Origin of the sequence: Nocardioides sp. S-1144, from assembly GCF_005954645.2 — a bacterium.
GTDB lineage: Bacteria > Actinomycetota > Actinomycetes > Propionibacteriales > Nocardioidaceae > Nocardioides > Nocardioides dongxiaopingii.
In genome coordinates this window covers 2156604-2181612 of sequence record NZ_CP040695.2, presented here as the reverse complement: position 1 = coordinate 2181612, position 25009 = coordinate 2156604, and the positions used below count along the sequence as shown (strand labels likewise).

The window sequence follows — 25009 nt, the reverse complement described above, 5'->3', positions numbered from 1 at the left end:
GGAGACCATGCAGGGCTCCGGGAGGACCCTGCGCCCTTCGGGCCGCCCGCACGCACGACAGGCTGCCGTGGCGGGGTCGTTGTCTAGGGACGCAGGGTCCTCCCGGGTCGCTCTCGTGGAGCGGACCGACCTCCGCGGGCCAGGGACGTCGCGCTGCTGGCGGTGACACCGGACGTCCCAGGCCACTCGGACCCCGGTCCGCCTCACACGACCTGCATGAGCGGACGGGACAGACTGCGTCGGCCGGGTCCGGCCTGTCAACACGGCGCTGACCTGCGACGACGCGGAAACCTGCAGGTCAGCGCGGTGCCCCCGTCCGGAAACTGACCCACGAATTTGTCCGTCCACGCGGCGTGTCACCGACGACGCGCCGCGGCGCTGCGCTAGACGCGCGCGGACCGGGGCGGGACGACGACGGTGCCGGTCGCCGAGGTCGCCAGCACCGGCGGGTCGAGCAGCGCCGCGGCGCCGGGGGCGTCGTCGGTGGCGGCGCCCCGGGCGACGACGTGGACGGTGAAGTCCATGACCCGCGAGCGGGTGCCGGCGCGGACCAGCTCGGCGGTCACCTCCAGCACGTCACCGGCGCGGACCGGCGCCACGAACTGGACGTCGGAGTAGGAGGCGAAGAGCCCCTCGTCGCCGTCGGTGACGATGCACATCTCGGTGGCGACGTCGCCGAAGAGGCCGAGGCTGTAGGCGCCGTCGACGAGGTTGCCGGCGTAGTGGGCGTGGGAGTAGGGCACGTAGCGCCGGTGCACGACGCGGGTGCCCACGGCCGGTCCAGCGGCGGGTCCAGCGGCGGGGTCGGAGGTGGTGGCAACGGTGGGGTCGGTCATCAGGCGGCCCTCCCGGCGGCGAGCCTGTGGGCGATGAAGGAGGCGACCTCGCCGGGGGTGGTGCCGCGACCGAAGACGCGGTCGACCCCGAGCTCGCCGGCCATCTTCTCGTCGAAGCGCGGACCGCCGACGATGAGCAGCGGGCGCTTGTCCGAGGGGTAGGACTCGCGGAACGCTGCCGACATCTCGCGGGTGTTGAGCAGGTGGGCGTCGCGCTGGGTGACGACCTGCGAGACCAGGACGGCGTCCGCCTTCTCCGAGCGGGCCCGCTCGACGAGCTCGGGCACCGAGACCTGGGCGCCGAGGTTCACGACCTTGAGCTCGCGGTAGTACTCCAGGCCCTTCTCCCCCGCGAAGCCCTTGATGTTGAGGATCGCGTCGATGCCGACGGTGTGGGCGTCGGTGCCGATGCAGGCCCCCACGACGGTGAGCCGGCGCCGCAGGGAGCGCTTCACGGCGGCGTTGACCTCCTTCGGCGTCAGCAGCGGGTAGTCGCGCTCCACGACGGTCACCTGGCTGGGGTCGACGAGGTGGTTGACGCGCCCGTAGACGACGAAGAAGGTGAAGTCGGGGCCCATCGGCTTGCTGTGGACCACCAGGGCGGGATCCATGCCCATCTTGTTGGCCAGCTGGACGGCGGAGCCGTCGGCCACCTTGGAGTGCGGCATCGGCAGCGTGAAGCTCAGCTGGACCATCCCGTCCCCGGTGGTGTCGCCGTAGGGCCGGATCGGGCTGGTGGACTCGGTGGTCACAGCGCCTCCTTGGCGTCGAGGATCTCGGTGGCGGGGTTGTAGTAGGCACTCGACTTCGCCGCGACGCCGTCGAGCCCGCGACCCGCGTCGGCCGGGCGCTTCATCAGGCCGAAGGTGCCGTCGGCGATGGCGTCGAGCAGGCCCCGGCCGTGCTCGGTGTCGACGATCCGGTCGAGGAGCTCGATGGACTCGGCGAGCACCTGGTTGGCGCGCTCGACGATGAAGCCCCCCGGGGCCGGGTGGAAGTCCTCGTGGAGGCGGCCGGCGGCCTCCATCACGTAGCGCACGTTCTGCAGGGCGATGTCGCGGTCGGAGATCCACGGCGTCACCACGGCCTCGGTCATCATCCCCACGAGCAGGATGCCCTGGCCGGTGAGCGCCCCGGCGAGGTTGAAGAAGCCGTCGAGCAGGTTGCCCCTGAAGACGTCGCCGGTCATGTGCCGGGTCGGCGGCATCCACTTCAGCGGCGCCCTGGGGAAGATCTCCCGGGCCAGCAGCGCGTGGGCCAGCTCCATCCGGAAGGAGTCGGGCACGGCGGGGTCGATCTCGAAGGCGTGCCCGAGGCCGAGCTGCCAGTCCTCGAGGCCGGCCTCCTTGGCGAAGTACTCGTTGAGCAGCTGGCTGGTGGTGACGGTGTGCGCGGCCTCGACGGCGTCGGCGGTGGTGAGGTAGTTGTCCTCGCCGGTGTTGATGATGATGCCGGCGCGGGCGTGGACCTGGCGGCTGAAGCGCTGGTCGACGAAGGTGCGCACCGGGTTGATGTCGCGGAAGAGGATCCCGTACATCGAGTCGTTGAGCATCATGTCGAGCCGCTCGAGGCCCGCGAGCGCCGCGATCTCCGGCATGCAGAGGCCGCTGGCGTAGTTGGTCAGCCGGACGTAGCGCCCGAGCTCCTTCGACGACTGGTCGAGGGCCGCGCGCATCAGGCGGAAGTTCTCCTGCGTGGCGTAGGTGCCGGCGTACCCCTCGCGGGTGGCACCCTCCGGCACGAAGTCGAGCAGGCTCTGGCCCGTCGAGCGGATGACGGCGATCACGTCGGCGCCCTCGCGCGCGGCCTGCTGGGCCTGCGGGATGTCCTCGTAGATGTCGCCGGTGGCCACGATCAGGTAGATCCACGGCTGCCGCGGGGCGTCGCCGTGCCGCTTGATGAGCCGCTCGCGCTCGACGCGCCGCTTGTCGACGGTCTTGATGCCGCGCGCGACCTGGCGCCGGCTCGCGGTGCGCGCCCGCACGGCGTCCCTGCCCTCGGGCAGCCGGAACCGGACCGAGCCGGCGGCGGCCTTCTGCGCGAGCACCGCGAGGTCGTCGGCCTCGCCGCGCACGAGCGCGTCCCAGACCGGGAGGGACACGCCGTGCTCGAGGCCGACGTCGGCGCGGACGGCGTCCATCAGCCGGTTGACCCAGGGCGAGCCCTCCTCGTCGGCGCCGGACAGCCCCGCGAGGCGCAGGGTGGCCCGCTCGACGGCGACGGTGGTGTGCTTCTTGGCCATCGTCACGATCGGCCGGCCCGCCTTGCGGGCCAGGCTGCGGGCGTGCTTGACGGTGGCCGGGTCGAGGTCGAGCTTGGTGGTCCGGGCGGGGGTGGGCATCAGGCGTCGCCTTCGTGGAGGGTGCGTCCGCCGACGAGCAGGCGGACGAGGGTGGGCTGCTCGGCGTCGAGGTCGCGCCACACCGCGAGGTCGGCGGGCTGGCCGACCGCGAGGGTGGCGCCGCCGGTGTGGGCGGCCAGGGCGACGTCGTGGGGCACGCGGTGGTCGGGGTGGTGGTGCTCCACCGCCGCCCGGATCGCCGCCCAGGGTCCGAGGGCGGTCACCGGGGAGTCCGACCCGAATGCCAGCCGCACGCCGGCACGGTGCAGTCGCGCGAAGGGGTTGCTCTCGGCCCAGCGGGCGCCCAGGCGGGCGGCGTACATGGCGTCGGGCCCGCCCCACAGGGCGTCGAAGACCGGCTGGACGCTGGCGGTGATGCGCAGGCGGGCCATCACCTCGACCACGTGGTCGGAGGGCAGCTCGACGTGCTCGAGGCGGTGGCCGGGACGCACGGGGTGCACCGCGTCCGCGAGCTCGAAGCCGTCGGCGACCTCGTCGAGGGCGGCGTCGCCGATGACGTGGAAGCCGGCCTGGAGGCCGGCCTCGTCGCAAGCCAGGACGTGGTCGCGGACCTGCTCGGCGGTGAGGTAGCCGTGGCCGCAGGTGTGCGGCGCGTCGTCGTAGGGCGAGCGCAGCGCGGCGGTGCGCGAGCCGAACGCACCGTCGGCGATCAGGTCACCGGCCAGCCCCGCGACGCCGAGGCGGCGCGCGGTGTCGACGGCCATGAGCTCGCCCCAGTAGACGACCGCGCGCAGGCCGACCTCCTCGGCGGCCCGGCGCACCAGGGGGATCTCGGTCTCGGGTCCGATGTGGGGCGCGGCGTTCTCGTGGAAGGTGGCGATGCCCTGGGCGGCCATCGCGCGGCACGCGGCGCGCGCCGCGTCGAGCCGGTCGGCGTCGGTGATCAGGGTCTCGAGCACCGCGCGGACGGCGTGGTGGGCGTCGCGCTCGACGCGTCCGTCCGGCGTCCACCCGTCGAGGTCGGCCACGCCGGGGACGAGCGCGGCCAGGGCCGGCGAGACGACCGAGGAGTGCCCGTCGACGCGGGTCAGGTAGCTCCGGCGTCCGGGGGCGGCCCGCTCGAGCTCGTCGCCGGTGGGCGGGCGGCCCTCGGCCCAGCCGGTCTCGTCCCAGCCCTGCCCGAGGAGCACGCCCGCCCCGGGGCTGGCCGCGGCGTGGGCGGCGAGCGCGTCGAGCGCCGAGGTGAGGGTGGGGCTGCCGGTCAGGTCGAGTCCGGTGAGGGCGAAGCCGGTGCGCACGGTGTGCACGTGGTGGTCGACGAACGCCGGGAGGACCGTCGCGCCGTCGAGCTCGACGACCGTGGACCCGTCGAGGTCGGGGCCGACGGCGGCGACGACGCCGTCCTCGACGGCCAGGTCGGTGCCGTCGGCGGACCCGCGCAGGACCAGCCGCTCAGCCATGGAGGCGACCCTCGAAGAGGCGGCGCACGCCGTCGTGACCACGGAGCAGCTCGAGCGCGTACGCCGCGTGACCCGGCACGTAGCCGTTGCCGACGAGCATCCGGACGTCGGCGGCCAGGCCCTCTGCGCCGAGCGCGGCGGCGGGGAAGGAGGTGGCCATGGAGAAGAAGATGACCGTGCCGCGGTCGGCGGTGGCCAGCACGGCGCCACCCTCGCAGCCCGGCACGTCGACGCACACCACGGTGACGTCGGCGGGACCGCCGGCCCTTGCGACGGCGTCGCGCAGCGCGATCGGGTCGCGGGCGTCGGCGACGACGACCTCGTCGGCCAGGCCGGTCGGGACCAGCAGGTCGGCCTCGGCCTGGTGCGGCACGACGCCGATGGTGCGGGCGGCGCCGGCCGCGCGCGCGGCCGCGAGGCTGAGGGACCCGGACTTGCCGCCACCGCCGACGACCGCCACCGTCGGCGGGCGGCCGTCGCCGACGTACTCACCGACGACGCGGGCGGTCAGCGCCGGCGCGCCGCAGACGTCCATGACCGCCAGGCTCAGCGCGGGGTCGAGGTCGTCGGGCAGGACCGCGGCGATGGAGCGGCCGAAGAGGACGGCGTACCCGTCGCACGGCACCTGCTCCCCCAGGCCGTCCCAGCCGGCCAGGCCGTCCTCGACGACGAGCGGGGTCAGGGTGAGCGAGACCAGGGTGGCCACCCGGTCGCCGACGGCGAGCCCGAGCGGCGAGCCGGCGCCGACCTCCTCGACGGTGCCGACCAGCATGCCGCCGGAGCCCGTCTCGGGGTTCTGCATCTTGCCGCGCTCGGCCACGATCGCGAGCACCTCGGCGCGCACGGCGTCGCCGTCGACCCGGCCGTCGGTGGTGTGGGTGCGCTCGAGCTGGCGGTAGGACGCCGCGTCGAGGTTGAGCCGCTCCACGCGGATCCGCACCTCGTCGTCCCAGAGCTCGGGACGGGTGTCGAGGCGGCGCGCGGCCTGGGGCAGGACGGCGGGCCGGTCCAGCACGCGGTGCAGTCCGGTCGGGTCGCTCTCGGGGAGGGTCACAGCAGCGGGTCCTTCGTCACGTTCGGCGTGCTACGGGAAATCGTCCGGCATGTTGATGTGCAGGCAGGATGATCTCCACGTAGTCTAGAGCCGAGCGTGGTGCGCGCCACAACCGACGCGCCCGCACGCGTACCGCAGCCGATCCGCAGGAGATGCCATGACCGTCGAGACCTCGCTCAGCCTGTCCGGCCTCGAGGACGGCCAGCCCTACCCGTACCGCGCCGTCGAGCTCGTCGAGCCCGACTGGACCCGCTTCCCGGGCTGGAGGGACGTCACCGCCGAGGAGTGGGCCTCGGTGCAGTGGCAACGCGCGCACTGCGTCAAGAACGTCAAGCAGCTGCGCGAGCTGCTCGGCGACCTCGTCGACGAGCGGTTCTACGCCGACCTCGAGCGCGACCAGGCCGAGCGGGCGACGATGTCGATGCTGGTGCCGCCGCAGATGATGAACACGATGGCGCCGCACGCCCCGGTCGGCGGTCCCGGTTCGCTCACCGACGCCTTCTACGCCGACCCGGTGCGCCACTACATGATCCCGGTGTTCAGCGACCGTCGCACCGACTGGTCCTCGCACCCGCACGCGACCCGCGACTCCCTGCACGAGCACGACATGTGGGTTGCCGAGGGCCTCACCCACCGCTACCCCACCAAGGTGCTCGCCGAGCTGCTGCCCACCTGCCCGCAGTACTGCGGCCACTGCACCCGGATGGACCTCGTCGGCAACTCGACGCCGATGGTCGACAAGCTGAAGTTCGTCGCCAAGCCGACCGCCCGGATCGACTCGATGATCGACTACCTGCGCCGCACCCCGTCGGTGCGCGACGTCGTCGTCTCCGGCGGCGACGTCGCCAACATGCCGTGGCCCCGCCTCGAGGACTTCCTCACCCGCGTGCTCGAGGTCGACAACATCCGCGACATCCGCCTCGCCACCAAGGCCCTCATCGGCCTGCCGCAGCACTGGCTGCAGCCCGAGGTGCGCGAGGGCGTCGCCCGCGTCGCGGCCATCGCCCGCTCGCGCGGCGTCTCGATCGCGATCCACACCCACGCCAACCACGCCAACTCGATCACGCCCCTCGTCGCCGAGGCCTCGCGCGCGATGCTCGACGCCGGCGTCCGCGACGTGCGCAACCAGGGCGTGCTGCTCAACGGCGTCAACGCCGACCCGCACGCCCTGCTCGACCTGTGCTTCCGGCTGCTCGACGGCGCGCAGATCATGCCCTACTACTTCTACATGTGCGACATGATCCCGTACTCGGAGCACTGGCGGGTCTCGGTCGGGGACGCCCAGCGGCTGCAGCACCACATCATGGGCTACCTGCCGGGCTTCGCGACGCCGCGCATCGTGTGCGACGTCCCGTTCGTCGGCAAGCGCTGGGTGCACCAGCTCGCCTCCTACGACGAGGTCCGCGGCATCTCCCACTGGACGAAGAACTACCGCACCTCCATCGAGATGGAGCAGTCCGACGCCCTCGACCGCACCTACGAGTACTACGACCCGATCCACACCCTCCCCGCCGAGGGCCAGGCCTGGTGGGCCACCCACGGCGACCTCGACACCTCCGCCCTGAAGGCCGCCGAGATCGCCGAGGCCTCGCGGCGTACCGCTGCCCTCCAGGCCTACTGAGGCCGGCGGCGGGATTTCCCCGTCGACCGGGGAAGTCTGAACTTGGGGGCCGCTGTCCCGGCCCCCAAGTTCAGGTTTTGCCCGTCCAGTCCCGGACGCCGCCCGCCTCGTCCGCGCGGCACCGGAGCGCCCGCGGCGAGCGTCGTCCACAGCCCTCTCGATCGGCCGTGCGCGCGGGCGCGGGCTGGGACACCCTGGCCCCATGGATCCCGTCCTCCTGCAGATCTGCGACCAGCACGGCGTATTCCTGCGGCGCGAGGCCGAGGCGCTCGGCTACCACGACCACGCCATCAGCAGCCTGGTCAAGGCGAGGGTGTGGCAGCGGGTGCGCCACGGTGCGTACACCTCGGGTGAGCGGTGGCGCCAGCTCGGCGACGCCGAGCGCCACGCGTTGCTGGCGCGGGCGGCGTACCGCCAGGCGCAGACGAAGGTGATGCTCAGCCACACCAGCGCCGTCAACGAGTGGGCGGCGCCGCTGTGGGGCTTCGACCTCAGCGAGGCGCACCTGACGCGCCGCGACGGCCGCTCCGGACGCCGTCAGGCCGGTGTCGTGCAGCACCGCGGACGGCTCGTCGACGGCGACGCCGTCCTCCACCGGGGCCTCTTCGTCGCGAGCCCGACGCGGGCCGCGCTGGAGATCACCACGCTGGTCGGCCTCGAGGAGGCGATGGTGGTGATCGACGACTTGGTCCATCGGGGTCTGACGGACGCCGAGCGCCTGGCGTCACGCTTCGCGCTGATGAACCACTGGCCCGACACGCTCCACACCGACCTCGTGCTGCGCCGCGTCGACGGCCGGTCGGAGTCGGTGGGCGAGACACGCCTCCGGTACCTCTGCTGGGCCCAGCGGCTGCCGACGCCGATCCCGAACTACCCGATCAGGGACGCCCGGGGCACCGTCGTCCACCGTGTCGACCTCGCGTGGCCCGAGCTCGGGGTGTTCGTGGAGTTCGACGGCCGGATCAAGTACGGCAAGCTGCTCGAGGCCGACGAGACGGCCAAGGACGTCGTCGTCCGCGAGCAGCGGCGCGAGGAACTCATCTGTCGGCTCACCGGGTGGCGGTGCGTGCGGGTGGTCTGGGCCGACCTCGACCGCCCGGCCGAGACCGCCGACCGGATCCGCTCGCAGTTCCGTCCCGCTGCCGTCGCCTGACCCCGCCTGGCCTGCGTGCGCCGATGGCGCTGGCGCCTGACTGGGCGGGCCAAACCTGAACTTGTCGGCCGGGATCCCGGCCCCCCAGTTCAGACTTCCCCGGTCGACCGGGGAAACCGCGCCCCGGCGCCCCGCGTCAGGAGCCGACGACGGGTCGGTTCTCGTACGGGGTCGAGAGGACGATGGTGGTGCGGGTGGAGACGTTGGCGGCGGCACGGACGCGGGCGAGGAGGTTCTCCAGGGCGGCCGGGGTGGGGACGCGGATCTTGAGGATGTAGGACTCCTCGCCGGCCACCGACCAGCACGACTCGATCTCGGTGATGCCGCGCAGCCGCTCCGGGCAGTCGTCGGGCTGCGAGGGGTCGATCGGGCGGATCGAGATGAACGCGGTGAGCGGGAGCCCGATCCCGTCGTGGTTGACGGTCGCGCCGTAGCCGAGGATCAGGCCGCGCTGCTCGAGCCGCTTGACGCGCTGGTGCACCGCGGAGGTCGAGAGCCCGGTCGCCTTGCCGAGGTCGGTGAACGACATCCGGCCGTCGGCGGCGAGCAGCTCGAGGATCCGGCGGTCGGTGGACTCGAGCTCGGTGGTCACGGGCGTCAGGCTAGTGGCAACCGAGGCCGGGCGTGGCGATCCGCCGACGGGTGACCAGGTCGGCGATCCGGCCGGTCCGGCCCGTCCCCGGGCCGTGGCAGGATGCGCCGGGTGACCAGCCCGACCGAGCCCGGCCGTCTCCTGCTGCTCGACTCCGCGTCGATGTACTTCCGCGCGTTCTTCGGGATGCCGGAGTACGCCGCCCCCGACGGCACCAACGTCAACGCGGTCCGCGGGATGCTCGACTACGTCAGCCGGCTCGTCGACCAGTACCGCCCGACCGACCTGGTCTGCTGCTGGGACGACGACTGGCGCCCGCAGTGGCGCGTCGACCTGATCCCCTCCTACAAGGCGCACCGCGTGGTCGAGGAGGTCGCCTCCGCGCCCGACGTCGAGGAGGTCCCCGACCCGCTCGAGCGGCAGGTCCCGATCCTGCGCGAGGTGCTCGAGGCGTTCGGGATCGCCGTCATCGGCGCGCCCGGCTACGAGGCCGACGACGTCATCGGCACCCTCGTCACCGGCGCCGGGCAGCCGGTCGACATCGTCACCGGCGACCGCGACCTCTTCCAGCTGGTCGACGACGCCGCCGAGGTCCGGGTCCTCTACATCGGCAAGGGCGTCGGGCGGCACGAGAAGGTCGACAACGGGTGGGTCCGCGAGAAGTACGCGATCGACGCCCACCAGTACGCCGACTTCGCCACCCTGCGCGGCGACGCCTCCGACGGCCTCCCCGGCGTGCCCGGCGTCGGCGAGAAGACCGCCGCCACCCTGCTCCAGCGCCACGGCGACATGGCCGGCATCATCGCCGCGGCCCTCGACCCCGACTCCGGGATGGGCCCCGGGCCGCGGGCCAAGATCAAGGCCGCCGCCGACTACCTCGAGGTCGCCCCGACCGTCGTGGCCGTCGCCCGCGACATCGACCTCGACCGCAGCGGGCTCGCGCTGCCCTCGACCCCGGCCGACCCCGACCGGCTGCTCGCCCTCGCCGAGCAGTGGGGCCTGGAGTCGCCGACGACGCGCCTGCTCGGCGTGCTCGGCGGCTGAGCCGCCGGTGGAACCGCTCGAGGTCGCCCCGGCCCCCGGCGCCGGCCTGCGCTGGCTCACCGGCATGGCCCTGGCGTTCACCACGTTCATGGTGTTCCTCGCCGTCGGCTGCCTCGGTGCTCTCCTGACCCGGGACCTCGACGGCCCGCAGGTGATGAGCGCCCTGGTGGTCGGCGTCGTCGGCGCGCTCGGGACGACGGCCGGGCTGCGCGGGGTCCGGGCGCTGCGCGCGGCCGCGCACCCCGTCGTCGCGCTCCGGCTCGACGCCGACGGCGTCCACCTGCACGAGGGCGCCGGCATCCCCGACCTGCCCGACGACGTCGCCTGGACGACGCTGCCGTGGCCCTGGATCGCCTCGGTCACCCACACCTCGTTCGACCTCGCCGCGAGCAAGCGGCTCGGCGCCGACAAGGCGCTGGACTGCCTGCGCTTCGCCCTGTTCGACGACGACCTGCTCGACCAGCCCCGGTTCGAGTCGCCGACGTCGACGGTCCTGGCCGAGTGGCTCGGGCTGACGCCGCGGCAGGTCCGCGCCACGCTCCTCGGCGAGAAGGGCGCCGTCGAGCACCAGCAGGTGCTGGCCTGGCTCCGGCGTCACCGCCCCGACCTGGCCGTGCTGACCGGCGCGACGGCGCCGTGGAGCACGCGGGCGTCCGCGGACCGCTGGCCCGACAGCCCCCGGGTCGCCGTCGTCGGGGCCCACGGCCGGCTCGGACGGCGCGTCGTCGAGGCACTGGCCCGCCGCGAGCCGGCCCCGCCGATCGCGGTCGTGCGCAACGAGGCGCACCGCGCGCCGCTCGAGCGGCTCGGTGCCGAGGTCCGGATGCTCGACCTGGAGGCCCAGGGCGCCGGCGCGGTCGCCTGCACCCTGCGCGGCTGCGCCGCCGTCGTGCACGTCGCGACCCCCTCGCCCGCCCACGTCGTCGAGGGCGCGCTCCGCGCCGGCGTCCAGCGCCTCGTGGTGGTGCCCGGCGGGTGGGACGGCGATGAGCAGGTCGCCGTGGCCGCGCGCAGCGGGCTCGCCTGGACGGCGTTCCGGCCCTCGGCCCTCACCGACCTGCCGGCCTCCGGCGAGGTCGACCTGGGCCTCGACGTCACCCCCGGTCCGGTGTCGCGCGCCGACCTCGCCGAGGTCGTCGCCGCCTCGATCCGCGACGAGGACTCCGTCGGCGCGGCCTGGGCGATCACCGGCGTCGCCCCGCCGCGCTGAGCCGGGCCGTTTCGAGGAGGCCCGACGCGGGCAGGGAGCCGCCATGACGGACACGACGCTGGCCACCACCCTCTGGGACCTCAAGGTGGCGGGCCAGGAGATCCAGGACATGGGGGCCGCCCACAGCGCGGCGTCCGCGGTCGTCAGCGGGATGGACCCGACCGGGGCGAACGACAGACCAGGCACCGTGGGGCTGGGGGCCGACGCCTTCAGCGGCGCCTGGAACGAGGCGGCCGCCGCCGTCGTGTCGATGCTGACGGCGAACGCCGCGCTCCTCGCCGACTGCGGCAACGCCCTGATCTGGTGCGCCGACAACAACTACGCGGTCGCCGACGACGAGGTCCGCGGCTACTTCGACCTCCTCGACGCCGCGGACCCCGACCATGGCTGACGAGACGGCCTACTCGGGCCTGGTCTCGGCGGTCGAGGCGTTGCGCGACCGCGCAGCCGAGGTCCAGCTGGTGCTCGAGCTGAGCGACTGGGCCGTCGCGAACGCGTCCAGGTACCCGAACGACTCCGACCTCGACGACTTCCTCGCCGACCGGCGCGAGGCCGAGCGCCAGCTGACCACCCAGATCGACGCCGAGCTCGACGACCTCGTGGGGCTCTTCGAGCCGTTCGCAGAGATGCCCCGGCCGTCGGCGTTCCGGTCCCTGGCCGACCAGCTCGACGGCGCGCTGGCCCAGCTCGTGGTCGGCCCCGGCGGACACGCCGACTTCGTCAGCTCGGGCAACGTGGGGCCCAACAGTGCCTACGACGGCTTCACCAGCATCGACGGGCTGATCCCGACCTGGGCCGGCATCGCGGCCCAGACCTTCAAGACCTCGTTCGCCCCGCGGATCCCGGCGGTGGTCTGGAACGAGTTCTCCGCCGTCGAGGGGCTGCGCGGTCCCCTGCTCGGGGCCGAGACCCTGTGGGACGAGGCCCGCAAGGACGTCTGCGCGCTGGTCGACGCCGCCCGGGCGGCCGTCGACGGCTGCCTCGGCTCCGGTGGCGACATCAGTGCGTCGGCGGCCCTGGGTCTGCTCGGCGCGCTGGTCGGGGTGGTGGCGATCCCCTTCACCCTCGGGGCCAGCACCACCGTGGCGGCGGCCTCCTTCACGATCGCGACCTCCTCGATCGCCGTCGCCGGCTCGGCGGCCGGCATCGTCGAGACCACCTCGGTCGAGATCTCGGGCGAGAAGCCGCTCGACGTCATCGCCGACCTGCGGAGCAGGCTGTCCTCGTTCAACACCGACCTCCTCCTGCAGGAGAGCCGGCTCCGGACGAGCCTGCACGACCTCGGCAGCCAGCTCGGCGGCATGGTCGAGCGCCGCAACCCGAACCAGCACCCGCAGATCCCCGACGACGACACCGTCACCGTCTTCGACCCGGCGCTGCACGGCAGCTTCACGATGCCGCGCCCCGACCTGGCCGAGGTGACCCAGGGCAACGCCACCGACCCCGTCAACGTCGGAAGGCCGCCGGGGCTGTGACCGTCCCGTTCGCCCTCGAGGTCGAGACCCGCAACGGCGTCATGGGCGCCCGGCTCACCCACGACTCGGTGACGCTGTGGCTGGCCCCCGGGTGCTACACCATCGCCACCCGGGCGAGCCTGGCCGAGCGGATCGCCGAGATCGGTGCGCTGGTCGGAGCGCGCCGCGACGCCGCCTTCCGGGCGGCGCTGGAGCGGCGCCACGGCGTGTCGATCGACCCCGGCCACCACGCGATCGGGGCCCGCGCGAGCGCGCTCCGCGCACTGGAGGCACGGCTGGTGAGCGAGGGCGGGTCGCCCGACTCCCTGGTGCACGTCCGCGCGCTCGGGCTCCTCGGCTGGCAGGTCGACGTCGCCCCCGAGGTGCCGCACCTCGTCTCGCAGGACTGGTTCCTCGACGCGGCGAGCCACGCCGTCACCGAGGCGGTGCGGCACCACCTCGAGGCGGTGCCGCTGCTGGCGGCCCAGCAGCGCACCGGCGCGTCGGACGCCGACGTCGCCCGGGCCCGGGAGCTGCTCGCCCTGGCCCGGGAGCGGTAGGTCACTCGGCCAGGCCGGAGTAGGCCACCACGCCCCTCTTGACCAGCCGCGTCAGCTCGCGGGCGTTGGTGCGCAGCGTCGAGCTGCCGGCGGCGTCGGCGACCTGGCCGGCGAGGTCGAGCAGCTGCTTGGTCCAGCGGACGAAGTCGCCGGCGGACAGGTCGGAGGCACCGAGCAGGTCGTCGAGGTCGTCGCCCTCGGCCCAGCGGTAGGAGAGCCAGGCGAAACCAACGTCCGGGGGCCGCAGGAAGTCGAGCTTGTGCTCGCGCTCGAGCGCGTCGAGCCCGGCCCACAGCCGCTGCGTCTCGTCGAGGGCGGCACCGATCGCCCCCCCGGGCACCCGCGGGGCCCCGCCGTCGTCGGCGCGCCGGGTCTCGAAGACCAGCGCCGAGAGCGCCGAGGCGAGCCCGGAGGGCGTCAGCGAGTCCCAGACACCGAGCCGGACCGCCTCGGCCGCGACCAGGTCCATCTCGCCGTAGAGCCGCATCAGGTGCCGGCCGCGGTCGGTGACCTCGTCGCCGTCGAGGTACTCCAGGGCGGTCAGCACCTCGCAGACGCGGTCGAACTGCCGCGCGACCGTGTTGGTGCGCTGCTCGATGCGCCGCCGCAGGGTGGCGGAGTCGCGGTCGAGCTTGAACCACCGCTCGGCCCACCGGGCGTGGTCCTCGCGCTCGGCGCAGCCGTGGCACGGGTGGGCCTTCAGCCGGGCCCGCAGGTCGCCGATCTCCTGCTCGATCTCCGGCGGCCGGGACCTCCGGGGCGCCCCGGACGACGCCGCGCCACCCGCACCGGGCGGCGGTGGCACCAGCCCGTGCGTCCGGTCCCGCAGGGCCGAGGCCAGGTCGCGGCGCATCTGGGGGTTGCGGCCGTTGAAGTTCTTCGGGACCTTGACCCGGTTGACCGCCACCACCGGCGACGGGAAGTCGATCAGCGCGAGCCGGCGTGCCTGGCGGTCCGCGGTCACGACGGAGGGCCGGGGGTTCTCGGGCGACCAGCCGGGGTCGACGACCACGGCGTAGCCGGCGAACTTGCCGACCGGGACCTGGATCACGTCCCCGACCTTGAGCAGGCGGAGGGACTCGATCGTCTCGGCGCGCCGGTCGTTGCGGTTGCTGCGGCTGGCGGTCTTCTCGAGCTCGCCGATGCGGTGCCGCAGCCCGGCGTACTCCATGAAGTCGCCGAGGTGGCAGGTCGCCGCCTCGGCGTAGCCGGCGAGCGCGTCCTCCCCCTTCGCGAGCTGGCGGGCGAGCCCGACGACGGCCTTGTCGGCCTGGAACTGTGCGAAGGACTGCTCGAGCAGCTCGCGGGAGCGCTCCCGGCCGAACTGGTGCACCAGGTTGACCGCCATGTTGTACGACGGCCGGAACGACGAGCGCAACGGGTAGGTGCGGGTCGAGGCGAGCCCGGCCACCTCGCGCGGATTCATCCCGGGCTGCCACAGGACGACGCCGTGGCCCTCCACGTCGAGCCCGCGGCGCCCGGCGCGACCGGTGAGCTGGGTGTACTCCCCCGGCGTCATGTCGGCGTGCGTCTCGCCGTTCCACTTCGACAGCTTCTCGATGACGACGGTGCGGGCCGGCATGTTGATGCCCAGCGCCAGCGTCTCGGTGGCGAAGACGACCTTGCACAGCCCGCGCAGGTAGAGGTCCTCCACGACCTGCTTGAACGCCGGCAGCATCCCGGCGTGGTGGGCGGCCACGCCGCGCGACAGCCCGTCGAGGAAGTCGTGGTAGCCGAGCACGTGGAGGTCCTCGGGCGGCAGGTCGCGGCACGCGGAGTCCACGTGCGCCACGATCTCGTCGCGCTCCTGCGGCGTCGTCAGCCGGAGCCCGGCGTTGAGGCACTGGCTGACCGCGGCGTCGCAGCCGACCCGGCTGAAGATGAAGTAGATCGCCGGGAGCAGGCCCTCCTTCTCGAGCCGGTCGACGACGTCGTAGCGGCTCGGGATCCAGACCCGGCGCCCGTTGCCGACCTGCTTGGCGCCGCCGGTCCCGGACCCGCCGCGGTGGTGACGCTGCCCCTTGGGCGTGCGGCGGTCCTTGAGCCGGGACGACGCCCAGTCGTCGCGGGCGATCTTCACCAGCTCGTCGTTGACCGGGGCGCCCTCCTTGACGAAGCCGGCGGCCGCGTCGACGTCGGAGGAGGCGAAGAGGTCGAGCAGGCGCCGTCCGACCATGACGTGCTGGTAGAGCGGCACGGGGCGGCGCTCCTCGACGATCGTGGTCGTCTCGCCGCGCACGGTGGCCAGCCACTCGCCGAACTCCTCGGCGTTCGAGACCGTCGCCGACAGCGAGACCAGGGTGACCGAGTCGGGCAGGTGGATGATCACCTCCTCCCAGACCGCGCCGCGGGAGCGGTCGGCGAGGTAGTGCACCTCGTCCATCACCACGAAGCCGAGCCCGATGAGGGTGCGCGAGCCGGCGTAGAGCATGTTGCGCAGCACCTCGGTGGTCATCACCACGATGGGCGCCTCACCGTTGACGACGTTGTCGCCGGTGAGCAGGCCGACGTTCTCCGGGCCGTAGCGGTCGACGAGGTCGTGGTACTTCTGGTTGGACAGCGCCTTGATCGGCGTCGTGTAGAACGCCTTGCGGCCGGTGGCCATCGCGAGGTGGATCGCGAACTCGCCGACGATCGTCTTGCCCGAGCCGGTGGGGGCCGCGACGAGGACGCCCCGGCCCTCCTCGATCTCGATGCAGGCCCGCTCCTGGAAGTCGTCGAGCGGGAAGTCGTAGTGGGCGGCGAAGTCGCGGACGACGGGGTGCCGCGCCTGCTTGCGGTACGAGGCGTACCGCTCGGCCGGGGTCAGGCCGGTGTCGCTCGGGTCGGACGGGGACATCAGGCAAGCACTCCTAGGGCGTCGGGGACGCACTCGATGGTCAGCGGCAGCGGTCCGAACCGCTCCCCGTCGGCGTACCCGACGATGCCGGGCGCGGCGACGGTGACGCGGCGGGCGCGGTGCCGCTCGTACTGCGGGTGGGTGGTGTGGGTACCCCGGAAGAGCCTCGGGTACGTGCGCACGAGCCCGAGGCGCGACATCGGCTTGATGACGACGACGTCGAGCAGGCCGTCGTCGAGCAGCGCTCCCTCGGCGATTCGCAGGCCGCCGCCGAACGACGGGCCGTTGCCGATCGCGACGAGCATCGCCTCGAGGCGGACCTCGGTGCCGTCGAGGTCGAGCACGTAGGGCCGCGGGGTGAAGGTCCGCAGCTCGGCCAGGGTGGCCAGGTTGTAGCGCATCTGGCCGCGGGGCCAGCGCATCGTGTTGGCCCGCTCGTTGACCACGGCGTCGAAGCCGGCCGCCATCACGGTGGCGTAGTAGCGCCCGCCGGTGCGGGCCAGGTCCATCCGGCGCCGCTCCCCCGTCGCCAGGGCCCGCACGATGCGGTCGGCGGCCGCCATCGGGTCCTTGCGGGTCAGCCCGACGGTGCGGGCGACGTCGTTGCCGGTGCCGGCCGGGATGATGCCGAGCGCGGTCGGTGTCGACGCGGTGACCTGGAGGCCGAGGTTGACCATGCCGTCCCCGCCGACGACCACGACCGCCTCGACGCCGTCGGCCACCGACGCGCGCGCGAGGTCGAGCGCCTCGTCGGCGTCACGGCCGACGAGGGAGCGCACCGTCAGCCCGGCGGACCGGAACCGGGGCAGCACCTCGTCGCGCACCCGCAGCCCGCGGCCCTTGCCGGCGGCGGGGTTCGTGAGGAGCGCGATCTCGCGCGACGACGACACGCACCGAGCCTAGGACCTGGCGTGTGAGCCGCTCGGCACCCGCCCGGCGTCCGGCGGCCACGAGCCGGTCTCAGGGGCCCAGGCGCAGCAGCACGGCGTACCTCGACGGCGACGCGCCGAGGGCCTTGGCGAAGCGTCGCACCGACTCCAGCACCGTCTCGGCGGTGAACGTGCGGCCCGGCACGAGGATGGTCAGCCGTCCACCGCACGTGGCGAGGCCGACCTGGCCGTGCTGCCAGGCCTGGTGGACGCGCAGCCGGGTGCCGTCGTCGGCGACCGCCGACGGGTAGGCCTGGTCGACGGCGAGCAGGTCGCACCCGACCGGGTCGCCGCCGTCCGGGAGCAGGTGGCCCCGGACGAGGTGGCCGTCGAGACCGTCGTCGGCGGTCCAGGTGACGGCGGCGGTGCCGAGCACCTCCGGCAGGTCGAACGGGTCGACCGGCTCGATCGCGCGGGGGGCGGCGCTCATGGCCTCACAGGTCGGAGACCGCGTCGTCGTCCCAGCGGTCGGTGCCGGTGGCCGAGCCGCGCCGGCCGCGGGCCCGGTCGACCCAGCGGGCGATGACCTCGGCGAGGAGGAAGAGCACCAGCATCGGCAGGGCGAGCATGATCATCGAGAACGGGTCCGTCGACGGCGTCGCCACGGCCGCGAAGATGAAGGTCCCGAGGATGATCCAGGCGCGGTAGCGGCCGAGCTGCTTGCCGGTGACGACCCCGGCCAGGTTGAGCATGATGACGAACAGCGGGATCTCGAAGGAGATGCCGAAGACGAGCAGCATGCGGGTCAGGAAGCTGAAGTACTCGCCGAACTCAACCAGGTTCTCCAGGCCGTCGGGGGTGAAGCCGATGAGGACCTCGAGGCCCTTCGGCAGCACGTAGTAGCCGGTGCCGACCCCGACGAAGAACAGCGGGCCGGCGATGGCCGCGAACAGCCGCGTCCACTTCTTCTCGCTGTCGTGCAGCCCCGGCATGATGAACGCCCAGAGCTGGTAGAGCCAGAACGGGCTGGCCACGACCAGCGCCGCCACCCCGCACAGCTTCAGCTGCAGCATCAGCGGGCCGGTCGCCCCCTTGACGTAGGCCTGGGTCTCGGTGGACTCACCCAGCGCCTCGCGGGCGTCGTTGTAGGGCGCCAGGACGACGTCGAGCAGCGGCTCGTAGAAGAACAGCGAGACCGCGAACAGGACCACCAGGACCGAGACGCACCGCACCAGCCGACCGCGGAACTCGCGGAGGTGGTCGCCGAGGGCCATGCGGCCGTCGTCGCCGACGGGGTTGAGCGGACGGACCGAGAAGAAGCCGAGGACGCCGGAGAAGGACACCGCTGGGGTTGCCTGGGAGTCCGGGTCAGAGCGGGTCGGAGCGCCGCGCGCCGTCCGACTCGGTCGAGGGCTTCTCGACCGGCTCGACGTCGGTGGGACGCTCGATCGGCTTCGGGCGCGACGTCGTGGTGTCGTCCTCGTCGTCGTCGTCCATCAGGCCCTTGGTCTCGGCCTTGAAGATCCGCAGGGCCCGGCCGCTCCCGCGAGCGAGCTCGGGCAGCTTGGCTGCGCCGAAGAGGAGGATGATGACGCCGAAGATGATCAGGAGCTCGGTGGTGCCCAGTCCTGCGATGAGCGGGGTCATGGCGTTCCTCACGTGTGGGTGTCGGTCGATTTCATCGTACGCGCCTCCACCTCAGTAGAGCGCGACGGCTGCCTGTGCGGCCGCGGTGAGTCCCGCGTTGTAGGACGCGGGTGCGGTCACGGAGGCATTCGGAGCCAACCGCAGGAGCAGCCTGGTCAGCCACCGCTCGTCGGCGACGAGCAGGTCGACCTCGACGGTCCCGTCGCCCAGCGGACGGACCGCCTCGACCGGGTAGTACTCGGTGACCCAGCGGGCCGCCGCCTCCAGGCGCAGCGTGACCAGGGTGGTCTCGTCGGAGCGCGCGAACATCCCGTCGGAGAGGTCGCGCGGCGCGGCGGGCCCGGTGACCACGGGCTCGTCGAGCACGCGGGCCTCGGCGACCCGGTCGAGCCGGAACAGCCGCGGCGCCTCGGCCGAGTGGCACCAGGCGTCGAGGTAGGTGAACCCGTCGTGGCGGGCCATCCCGCGGGGGTCGACCACGCGGTGGGAGAGCTCGTCGCGGGCCGGCACGTAGTAGTCGAGCTCGACCTGCACCTGCCGCGCGACGGCGTCCTCGAGCCGCGCCGCGAGGGCCACGGCGGCGCCGTCGCTGGTGGTGTCGGGGGCGGCGTGCACCAGGCCGCTGGGGACCTGGCCGGCCGGTCCGGACGCCGCGGCCGTCTCGAGCTTGGCCAGGGCCCGGTCGACGATCTCGGCGGTGTCGGGGGCCGAGCCCTCGCGCAGGGCGCGCAGCGCCACGATCACCGCGGAGGCCTCGATCGGGGTCAGCCGGAGGGGGCGCGCGAGGTAGTCGGCGTTGCTGACCCGGATGACGCCGTCGGCGAGCGCGGTGCCGCGCTCGTCCTGGAGGGCGTCGATGTCGACGTCGATGAGCTCGTCGGGGTAGCCACCGGGCAGCCCGCACATGAAGAGGACCTTGAGGTCGCGCAGCAGCAGCTCGGGCGTGCTGCCGAGCGCGGCGGCCGCCTCGGCGAGCCGCACCGAGCCGCGGGCGTGCAGGTAGGGCACCAGGGTCAGCAGCCGGGCGACCTGCTCCTTGGCGCCGAGCGCGGACGGCGTCGAGCCGCGGCCGCTCATCGGGCCAGCACCGCGGTCAGCCGCGCGACGACCTGGTCGCGCAGGGAGGCCGGTGCCTCGACGTACACCGCGTCGCCGAAGCCGAGCACCTCGTCGGCGACGCCGACCGAGGCCCGCAGCAGCGTCAGCCGGTCCCACCCGGTGCGGGTGTCGGGGCCCTCGACGTCGGTCTCGACGGTCCCGGCTGCGCGCCGCAGCGGCAGCGCCGCCCCCGTGCGGGCCAGCACGACGACCGGCTCGGTGGACAGGTCCGGCGCGAGCCGGCGGGTGGCCGCGGCGATGTCGGTGCCCTCGGGGATCGTGTAGGCGCCGGGCCGGCCCACCTTGCGGGCCTCGCCCTGCACCCGGGAGAGCCGGAAGAGCCGCTCGGCGCCGCGGTCGAGGTCGAGGCCGAGCACGTACCAGCGCCCCGAGTAGCGGGTGACGCCCCACGGCTGCACCCGCCGCACGGCGGGCGCGGCGGCCCCGGTGCGCCAGTAGTCGAACTCGACGACGGTGCGGGCCACGATCGCCTCGAAGAACACGTCGAAGGCGGGCTCGTCGGCCGGCAGCCGCGGCTGGGCGATCTGGAGGGCGTCGAGGTCGATCTCCGCGCCGGCCGCGGTCAGCTTGCGGACCGCCTCGGTGGTGGCCCGGGCGAGCTTCTGGTGCTCCCAGACCCGGGTCGCCAGGCCGACCACGGCCGCCTCGTCGGCGGTGAGGTCGATCTCGGGCAGCGCGAACTCGTCGGGGCTGATCCGGTAGCCGGGCTCGTCGTCGAAGAAGGCGTCGAGCTGGCCGACCTCGACCGGGACGCCGAGGCTGCGCAGCTCCTCCTTGTCGCGCTCGAACATCTTGTCGAAGGCCTCGTCGGACATGCCCGGGTAGAGGATGTCGCGGATCCGGTTCTTGGGCACCAGCCGCTTCTGCACCAGCAGCATGATGAGCAGGTTCATCAGCCGCTCGGTCTTGGCTGCGCTCATCGTGGCGGTCTCGCTCCTGGTCCTGGTGGTGCCGGTCGCCGGATCCCTCCGGCCGCTCTCAGACGGCCGCGAGGATGTCGACGACGAAGTACAGCGTCGACTTCGCCGGGATGCCGTTCTGCTCCTGGTCGCCGTAGCCGTCGGCCGGCGGGATCTTCAGCATCACCCGGCTGCCGACCTTCTGGCCGACGAGGAGCTTGTCCCAGCCGGCGACCACGCTGCCGAGGCCGATGCCGGTGCTGAAGGGCTCCTTGCTGAAGCTCTCGTCGAACGGCTTCTTGCCGTCGTAGGCCTGACCGAGGTAGTTCACCACCAGCAGGTCGCCCTTCTCGACGACGTCGCCGTCACCCTCCACGACGACGTCGGCGGCCGACTTGTCGTCCTTCGCCGGGGCCGTGGCGCGCTCGAAGTCGAGCGCGGTCGGGACGCCCTCGGTGTAGGTGATCGTCGGCATCCACTTCTTGCCCGGCTGGTCGGTGCTCTCGATCCCGGGCAGCGCCTCGACGTCGAGGACGTCGGCCACGAGCAGCAGGCCGTCCTCGTTGCCGATGTTCTCCTCAGCCAGGGCCGGGGAGAGCGCCAGGTCACCGAAGACGGCGTTGGTGTCGCCGGTGATGACGATCCGGCTGCCGCGCGTGACGTCGGTGCCGATCTGCTCGGACAGGAAGCCGGACACGACGTCGCCCAGCGACTGGGGCTCGGCCGCCGGGCCGGACCCGACGGTCATCTCGACGGCCGGGGCCTCCTCGCCGAAGGTGTCGACGGCGGTCTCGCGGGTGAAGCCGTCGGCGAGGGCGAAGTTCACGAAGACCTTGTCGCCGTCGGCAAGGGCCTCGCCGTCGCCCTCGACGAGGGTCTCGGTCTCGATGCCGCCGGCCGACATCCGGTTCGTCCACTCGATGGTCGGCGCCTCACCCACGTCACCCTCGATGGTGACCGCGTCGAGGCGGTCGGAGAACTCGAGGCCGTTGCCGGGCACGTCGGACCCGCACGCGGCCAACAGGCCGGAGACGGCGATGAGCGGCACGACAACACGTACCGGGAGAGCTGCGGGGCGACGGAGGCGTCGGAGCACGTTTCAACCTTCGGGGTGGCGGACGCTGAGCGACCGAAGCCTACCTGGGCGGTGTCGGCCGCCCGCACTCACATGCCGTCGATGAGCCGCTGGACCCGTTCGTCGGTGGCCCGGAAGGGGTCCTTGCACAGCACGGTGCGCTGCGCCTGGTCGTTGAGCTTGAGGTGCACCCAGTCGACGGTGAAGTCGCGGCGCTTCTCCTGGGCCTTGCGGATGAACTCCCCGCGCAGCCGGGCGCGGGTGGTCTGCGGGGGCACGGACTTGGCCTCGAAGATCTTGAGGTCGGTCGTCACCCGGGCGACCTTGCCGCGCTTCTCGAGCAGGTAGTACAGCCCGCGGTTGCGGTGGATGTCGTGGTAGGCGAGGTCGAGCTGGGCGACCCGGGCGTGTCCCATCGGCAGGCCGTGCTTGGCCCGATAGGCCTCGATCAGCTTCCACTTGATGACCCAGTCGATCTCGGTGTCGACCAGCCCGAGGTCGTCGGACTCGACCGCCTTCAGCCCGCGCTCCCAGAGGTCGAGCGAGCGCTCGATGAGGGGCGTGCTGATCTGGCGCCGGTCGACGAAGTCGCGCGCCTTGGCCAGGTACTCCCCCTGGATGTCGAGCGCGCTGGCCTCCCGGCCGTTGGCGAGGCGGACCTTGCGACGCCCGGTGACGTCGTGGGAGATCTCCCGGATGGCGCGGATCGGGTTCTCCATGGTGAGGTCGCGCATCACCACGCCCTCCTCGATCATCCGCAGCACGAGGTCGCAGCTGGCCACCTTGAGCATCGTGGTGGTCTCGCTCATGTTGGAGTCACCGACGATGACGTGCAGGCGGCGGTACTTCTCGGCGTCCGCGTGCGGCTCGTCGCGGGTGTTGATGATCGGCCGCGACCGGGTGGTGGCGCTGCTGACGCCCTCCCAGATGTGCTCGGCGCGCTGGCTGACGCTGTAGCCGGCCCCGCGCGGCGTCTGGGTCACCTTGCCGGCGCCGACGACGATCTGCCGGGTCACCAGGAACGGGATCAGGACGTCGGCGAGCCGGCTGAACTCCCCCGCGCGACCGACGAGGTAGTTCTCGTGGCAGCCGTAGGAGTTGCCCGCGGAGTCGGTGTTGTTCTTGAACAGGTAGATCTCGCCGGCGATGCCCTCGTCGTGCAGGCGCTGCTCGGCGTCGAGGAGGAGACCCTCGAGGACCCGCTCCCCGGCCTTGTCGTGGGTGACGAGCTCGGCGATGTCGTCGCACTCCGGAGTCGCGTACTCCGGGTGGCTGCCGACGTCGAGGTAGAGCCGGGCGCCGTTGCGCAGGAAGACGTTGCTGCTGCGCCCCCAGCTGACCACCTTGCGGAACAGGTAGCGCGCCACCTCGTCCGGGCTCAGCCGCCGCTGGCCCTTGAACGTGCACGTCACGCCGTACTCGTTCTCGATCCCGAAGATGCGCCGGTCCATGACCAGACCCTACGACCTCGACCCTGGGTCGGGCGGGGATGTCCGGCCCGACCCCGGTGTCGCGTCCCGCGAGGTCGAGCCGCCGCCTCAGCCGCCGGGCGGCGCGATCGGCGGGGCGGTCGGCGGGTCGAGGTCGGGGGTGGGGTCCTCGAGCGGCGGGACACCACCGCTGACCTGGTCGGTCGGGTCGGCGGGGTCGTCGACCCCCGGCACCGAGGTGCCGCCGCCCTCGCGCCGGCCGTCCTCGCTCGCGGGCTCGCCCGGGGTGGAGGGACCGCGCTCGCCGAGCAGCTCGTCGAGCCGGGCCGGGGACAGCCGCACGAACTTGCGGGTGCGCGTGCGGGTGCGGTCGAGCACGGCCACCTCGAGGTCGCCGGTCGGGATCACCCGGTCGCCGGCGTCGCTGTGGCCGAGCGCGATGACCGCGGCGCGCAGCGCGTGCTCCAGCGACGCCGCCTCGGCGTAGCTGGCCTCGAGCGCGGTCGCCACGACCTCGGTCTGGCCCCCCATCACGGCGAAGCCGTGCTCGTCGGCGACCTGGCCGTCGTAGGTGAGCCGGAAGAGCTGGTCGTCGGCGGCGGTCTCGCCCACCTCGGCGACGAAGATCTCGACCTCGTAGGGCTTCTCGCCCCCGCTGGAGAAGATCGTGCCGAGCGTCTGGGCGTAGGCGTTGGCGAGCCCGCGGCCGGTGACGTCGCGCCGGTCGTAGGCGTAGCCGCGCATGTCGGCCAGCCGGACGCCGGCGATGCGGAGGTTCTCGAACTCGTTGTAGCGACCGACCGCCGCGAACGCGATCCGGTCGTAGATCTCGGAGACCTTGTGCAGCGCCTGCGACGGGTTCTCGGAGACGAACAGGATGCCGTCGGCGTACTGGACGGCCACGACGGAGCGGCCGCGGGCGATGCCCTTGCGGGCGAAGTCGGCCCGGTCCTTCATCAGCTGCTCGGGCGAGACGTAGAACGGGGTGCTCATGCGGGGCCACCTCCTCCGAGGGCGGCGGCGGGACCGTCGGGACGGATCATCCGGCCGGTGATGACCCGGTCGGCGATCGCGGCGACCTCGTCGTCGGGCATCCGGTGCCCGCCGTCGGCGGTGATGACCTGGACGACCGGGAAGATCCGGCGGGTCAGGTCGGGGCCGCCGGTCGCGGAGTCGTCGTCGGCGGCGTCGTAGAGCGCCTGGACGACGACCTCGACGCAGGTGGTGACGTCGAGGTCGTCGCGGTAGAGCTTCTTGAGCGAGCCGCGGGCGAACAGCGAGCCGGAGCCGACCGAGTGGAACGCGGTCTCCTCGTAGCGGCCGCCGGTGACGTCGTAGCTGAAGATCCGGCCCTGGCCCACGCGCAGGTCGTAGCCGGCGAAGAGCGGGACGACGGCGAGGCCCTGCATCGCCATGCCGAGGTTGTTGCGGATCAGCGCGGTGAGCCGGTTGGCCTTGCCGTCCATCGACAGCGTGGAGCCCTCGATCTTCTCGTAGTGCTCGAGCTCGGTCTGGAACAGCCGCACCATCTCCACCGCCAGGCCCGCGGTGCCGGCGATGCCGACCGCGGAGTACTCGTCGGCGGGGAAGACCTTCTCGATGTCGCGCTGGGCGATGATGTTGCCCATCGTGGCGCGGCGGTCGCCGGCCAGGACGACGCCGCCGGGGAAGGTGGCCGCGACGATCGTGGTGCCGTGCGGGGCGAGGTCGCCGGCGTGGCGGCCCTCGGTGCCCTGAGGGAGCACGCGTCCGGGGAGCAGGTCGGGTGCCTGGTCGGCGAGGAAGTCGCTGAAGCTGGACATGCCGGGCTGCAGGTAGGCGGCCGGGAGACGGGGATCGCTCATG

At 73.1% G+C, this 25009-nt stretch carries 24 protein-coding genes; 7 read left to right on the top strand and 17 right to left on the bottom strand.

Annotated features, from left to right (window positions below):
- Positions 1 to 383 precede the first annotated feature (383 nt).
- From kal to kdd, 5 genes are read right to left on the bottom strand one after another with little or no spacing between them, the layout of a single operon-like run.
- Positions 384 to 836, bottom strand: coding sequence for a 3-aminobutyryl-CoA ammonia lyase (gene kal / locus FE634_RS10275; RefSeq protein WP_138875813.1), 453 nt, complete (start codon positions 834 to 836; stop codon positions 384 to 386).
- Positions 836 to 1588: a lysine 5,6-aminomutase subunit beta gene (gene kamE, locus FE634_RS10270; protein WP_262347646.1), complete on the bottom strand. Its 753-nt coding sequence runs from the start codon at positions 1586 to 1588 to the stop codon at positions 836 to 838. The genes kal and kamE overlap by 1 nt, the downstream gene beginning before the upstream one ends.
- A complete protein-coding gene (gene kamD, locus FE634_RS10265) occupies positions 1585 to 3177 on the bottom strand; it encodes a lysine 5,6-aminomutase subunit alpha (RefSeq protein WP_137291837.1) in 1593 nt (530 codons plus the stop codon). Before kamD ends, kamE begins: the two co-directional genes overlap by 4 nt.
- A complete protein-coding gene (locus FE634_RS10260; protein ID WP_138875812.1) occupies positions 3177 to 4598 on the bottom strand; it encodes an amidohydrolase in 1422 nt (473 codons plus the stop codon). Before FE634_RS10260 ends, kamD begins: the two co-directional genes overlap by 1 nt.
- Complete coding sequence (kdd, locus tag FE634_RS10255) at positions 4591 to 5652, bottom strand: L-erythro-3,5-diaminohexanoate dehydrogenase (protein WP_138875811.1); 1062 nt, start codon at positions 5650 to 5652, stop codon at positions 4591 to 4593. The genes FE634_RS10260 and kdd overlap by 8 nt, the downstream gene beginning before the upstream one ends.
- Positions 5653 to 5809: 157 nt before the next feature.
- On the opposite strand from kdd, the gene FE634_RS10250 reads away from it, so the two are divergent.
- Together FE634_RS10250 and FE634_RS10245 are read left to right on the top strand one after the other, a co-directional pair.
- Positions 5810 to 7273, top strand: a complete 1464-nt coding sequence (locus FE634_RS10250; protein WP_138875810.1) for a KamA family radical SAM protein — start codon at positions 5810 to 5812, stop codon at positions 7271 to 7273.
- A gap of 202 nt (positions 7274 to 7475) precedes the next feature.
- Positions 7476 to 8426, top strand: coding sequence for a type IV toxin-antitoxin system AbiEi family antitoxin domain-containing protein (locus FE634_RS10245; protein ID WP_138875809.1), 951 nt, complete (start codon positions 7476 to 7478; stop codon positions 8424 to 8426).
- 136 nt (positions 8427 to 8562) lie between these two features.
- On the opposite strand, the gene FE634_RS10240 is transcribed toward FE634_RS10245, so the two are convergent.
- Complete coding sequence (locus FE634_RS10240; RefSeq protein WP_187366876.1) at positions 8563 to 9018, bottom strand: Lrp/AsnC family transcriptional regulator; 456 nt, start codon at positions 9016 to 9018, stop codon at positions 8563 to 8565.
- Positions 9019 to 9120: 102 nt separating this feature from the next.
- Here FE634_RS10240 and FE634_RS10235 point away from each other — a divergent pair, with 102 nt between their 5' ends.
- The 5 genes from FE634_RS10235 to FE634_RS10215 are packed head-to-tail and all read left to right on the top strand — an operon-like array spanning position 9121 to position 13286.
- Positions 9121 to 10062: a 5'-3' exonuclease gene (locus tag FE634_RS10235; protein WP_187366875.1), complete on the top strand. Its 942-nt coding sequence runs from the start codon at positions 9121 to 9123 to the stop codon at positions 10060 to 10062.
- Positions 10063 to 10069: 7 nt separating this feature from the next.
- Entirely contained in the window at positions 10070 to 11272 is a 1203-nt protein-coding gene (locus tag FE634_RS10230) for an NAD(P)H-binding protein (RefSeq protein ID WP_138875808.1), read from the top strand.
- Positions 11273 to 11315: 43 nt separating this feature from the next.
- A complete protein-coding gene (locus tag FE634_RS10225) occupies positions 11316 to 11663 on the top strand; it encodes a hypothetical protein (protein WP_137291843.1) in 348 nt (115 codons plus the stop codon).
- Positions 11656 to 12747, top strand: a complete 1092-nt coding sequence (locus FE634_RS10220; RefSeq protein ID WP_148240561.1) for a hypothetical protein — start codon at positions 11656 to 11658, stop codon at positions 12745 to 12747. The genes FE634_RS10225 and FE634_RS10220 overlap by 8 nt, the downstream gene beginning before the upstream one ends.
- Complete coding sequence (locus FE634_RS10215) at positions 12744 to 13286, top strand: hypothetical protein (RefSeq protein WP_137291845.1); 543 nt, start codon at positions 12744 to 12746, stop codon at positions 13284 to 13286. The genes FE634_RS10220 and FE634_RS10215 overlap by 4 nt, the downstream gene beginning before the upstream one ends.
- A 1-nt stretch (position 13287) precedes the next feature.
- Here the strand turns inward: FE634_RS10215 and FE634_RS10210 are convergent, their stop codons facing one another.
- The 11 genes from FE634_RS10210 to prcB all read right to left on the bottom strand — a co-directional run bounded on the left by FE634_RS10210 (position 13288) and on the right by prcB (position 25008).
- Positions 13288 to 16125, bottom strand: a complete 2838-nt coding sequence (locus FE634_RS10210) for a DEAD/DEAH box helicase (protein ID WP_138875805.1) — start codon at positions 16123 to 16125, stop codon at positions 13288 to 13290.
- Positions 16125 to 17015: a YegS/Rv2252/BmrU family lipid kinase gene (locus FE634_RS10205; RefSeq protein WP_138875804.1), complete on the bottom strand. Its 891-nt coding sequence runs from the start codon at positions 17013 to 17015 to the stop codon at positions 16125 to 16127. Before FE634_RS10205 ends, FE634_RS10210 begins: the two co-directional genes overlap by 1 nt.
- 70 nt (positions 17016 to 17085) lie before the next feature.
- Positions 17086 to 17484: a hypothetical protein gene (locus tag FE634_RS10200; protein ID WP_138875803.1), complete on the bottom strand. Its 399-nt coding sequence runs from the start codon at positions 17482 to 17484 to the stop codon at positions 17086 to 17088.
- Between the two features lie 4 nt (positions 17485 to 17488).
- On the bottom strand, positions 17489 to 18337 hold the full coding sequence (gene tatC, locus FE634_RS10195) for a twin-arginine translocase subunit TatC (RefSeq protein WP_137291849.1): 849 nt from the start codon (positions 18335 to 18337) through the stop codon (positions 17489 to 17491).
- Positions 18338 to 18362: 25 nt separating this feature from the next.
- Positions 18363 to 18641, bottom strand: coding sequence for a twin-arginine translocase TatA/TatE family subunit (gene tatA, locus FE634_RS10190; protein WP_138875802.1), 279 nt, complete (start codon positions 18639 to 18641; stop codon positions 18363 to 18365).
- 51 nt (positions 18642 to 18692) lie between these two features.
- Complete coding sequence (locus FE634_RS10185; RefSeq protein WP_148240560.1) at positions 18693 to 19718, bottom strand: helix-turn-helix transcriptional regulator; 1026 nt, start codon at positions 19716 to 19718, stop codon at positions 18693 to 18695.
- Positions 19715 to 20680, bottom strand: coding sequence for a helix-turn-helix transcriptional regulator (locus FE634_RS10180; RefSeq protein ID WP_138875801.1), 966 nt, complete (start codon positions 20678 to 20680; stop codon positions 19715 to 19717). Before FE634_RS10180 ends, FE634_RS10185 begins: the two co-directional genes overlap by 4 nt.
- 58 nt (positions 20681 to 20738) lie before the next feature.
- Positions 20739 to 21707, bottom strand: a complete 969-nt coding sequence (locus tag FE634_RS10175; protein ID WP_138875800.1) for an FKBP-type peptidyl-prolyl cis-trans isomerase — start codon at positions 21705 to 21707, stop codon at positions 20739 to 20741.
- 116 nt (positions 21708 to 21823) lie between these two features.
- Entirely contained in the window at positions 21824 to 23185 is a 1362-nt protein-coding gene (gene pafA / locus FE634_RS10170; protein ID WP_137291854.1) for a Pup--protein ligase, read from the bottom strand.
- Between the two features lie 87 nt (positions 23186 to 23272).
- Entirely contained in the window at positions 23273 to 24157 is an 885-nt protein-coding gene (gene prcA, locus FE634_RS10165) for a proteasome subunit alpha (protein ID WP_148240559.1), read from the bottom strand.
- A complete protein-coding gene (gene prcB / locus FE634_RS10160; RefSeq protein WP_138875799.1) occupies positions 24154 to 25008 on the bottom strand; it encodes a proteasome subunit beta in 855 nt (284 codons plus the stop codon). Before prcB ends, prcA begins: the two co-directional genes overlap by 4 nt.
- Position 25009: the final 1 nt, after the last annotated feature.

Excerpts from the sequence above, each read along its gene's own strand:
- prcB (WP_138875799.1), bottom strand. The coding sequence starts at position 25,008 with ATGAGCGATCCCCGTCTCCCGGCCGCCTACCTGCAGCCCGGCATGTCC.
- tatA (WP_138875802.1), bottom strand. The coding sequence starts at position 18,641 with ATGACCCCGCTCATCGCAGGACTGGGCACCACCGAGCTCCTGATCATC.
- FE634_RS10250 (WP_138875810.1), top strand. The coding sequence starts at position 5,810 with ATGACCGTCGAGACCTCGCTCAGCCTGTCCGGCCTCGAGGACGGCCAG.
- kamD (WP_137291837.1), bottom strand. The coding sequence starts at position 3,177 with ATGCCCACCCCCGCCCGGACCACCAAGCTCGACCTCGACCCGGCCACC.
- FE634_RS10260 (WP_138875812.1), bottom strand. The coding sequence starts at position 4,598 with ATGGCTGAGCGGCTGGTCCTGCGCGGGTCCGCCGACGGCACCGACCTG.
- FE634_RS10185 (WP_148240560.1), bottom strand. The coding sequence starts at position 19,718 with ATGAGCGGCCGCGGCTCGACGCCGTCCGCGCTCGGCGCCAAGGAGCAG.
- FE634_RS10210 (WP_138875805.1), bottom strand. The coding sequence starts at position 16,125 with ATGTCCCCGTCCGACCCGAGCGACACCGGCCTGACCCCGGCCGAGCGG.
- FE634_RS10200 (WP_138875803.1), bottom strand. The coding sequence starts at position 17,484 with ATGAGCGCCGCCCCCCGCGCGATCGAGCCGGTCGACCCGTTCGACCTG.
- FE634_RS10235 (WP_187366875.1), top strand. The coding sequence starts at position 9,121 with ATGCGCCGGGTGACCAGCCCGACCGAGCCCGGCCGTCTCCTGCTGCTC.
- prcA (WP_148240559.1), bottom strand. The coding sequence starts at position 24,157 with ATGAGCACCCCGTTCTACGTCTCGCCCGAGCAGCTGATGAAGGACCGG.
- kal (WP_138875813.1), bottom strand. The coding sequence starts at position 836 with ATGACCGACCCCACCGTTGCCACCACCTCCGACCCCGCCGCTGGACCC.
- FE634_RS10180 (WP_138875801.1), bottom strand. The coding sequence starts at position 20,680 with ATGAGCGCAGCCAAGACCGAGCGGCTGATGAACCTGCTCATCATGCTG.
- FE634_RS10225 (WP_137291843.1), top strand. The coding sequence starts at position 11,316 with ATGACGGACACGACGCTGGCCACCACCCTCTGGGACCTCAAGGTGGCG.
- FE634_RS10220 (WP_148240561.1), top strand. The coding sequence starts at position 11,656 with ATGGCTGACGAGACGGCCTACTCGGGCCTGGTCTCGGCGGTCGAGGCG.
- FE634_RS10245 (WP_138875809.1), top strand. The coding sequence starts at position 7,476 with ATGGATCCCGTCCTCCTGCAGATCTGCGACCAGCACGGCGTATTCCTG.
- pafA (WP_137291854.1), bottom strand. The coding sequence starts at position 23,185 with ATGGACCGGCGCATCTTCGGGATCGAGAACGAGTACGGCGTGACGTGC.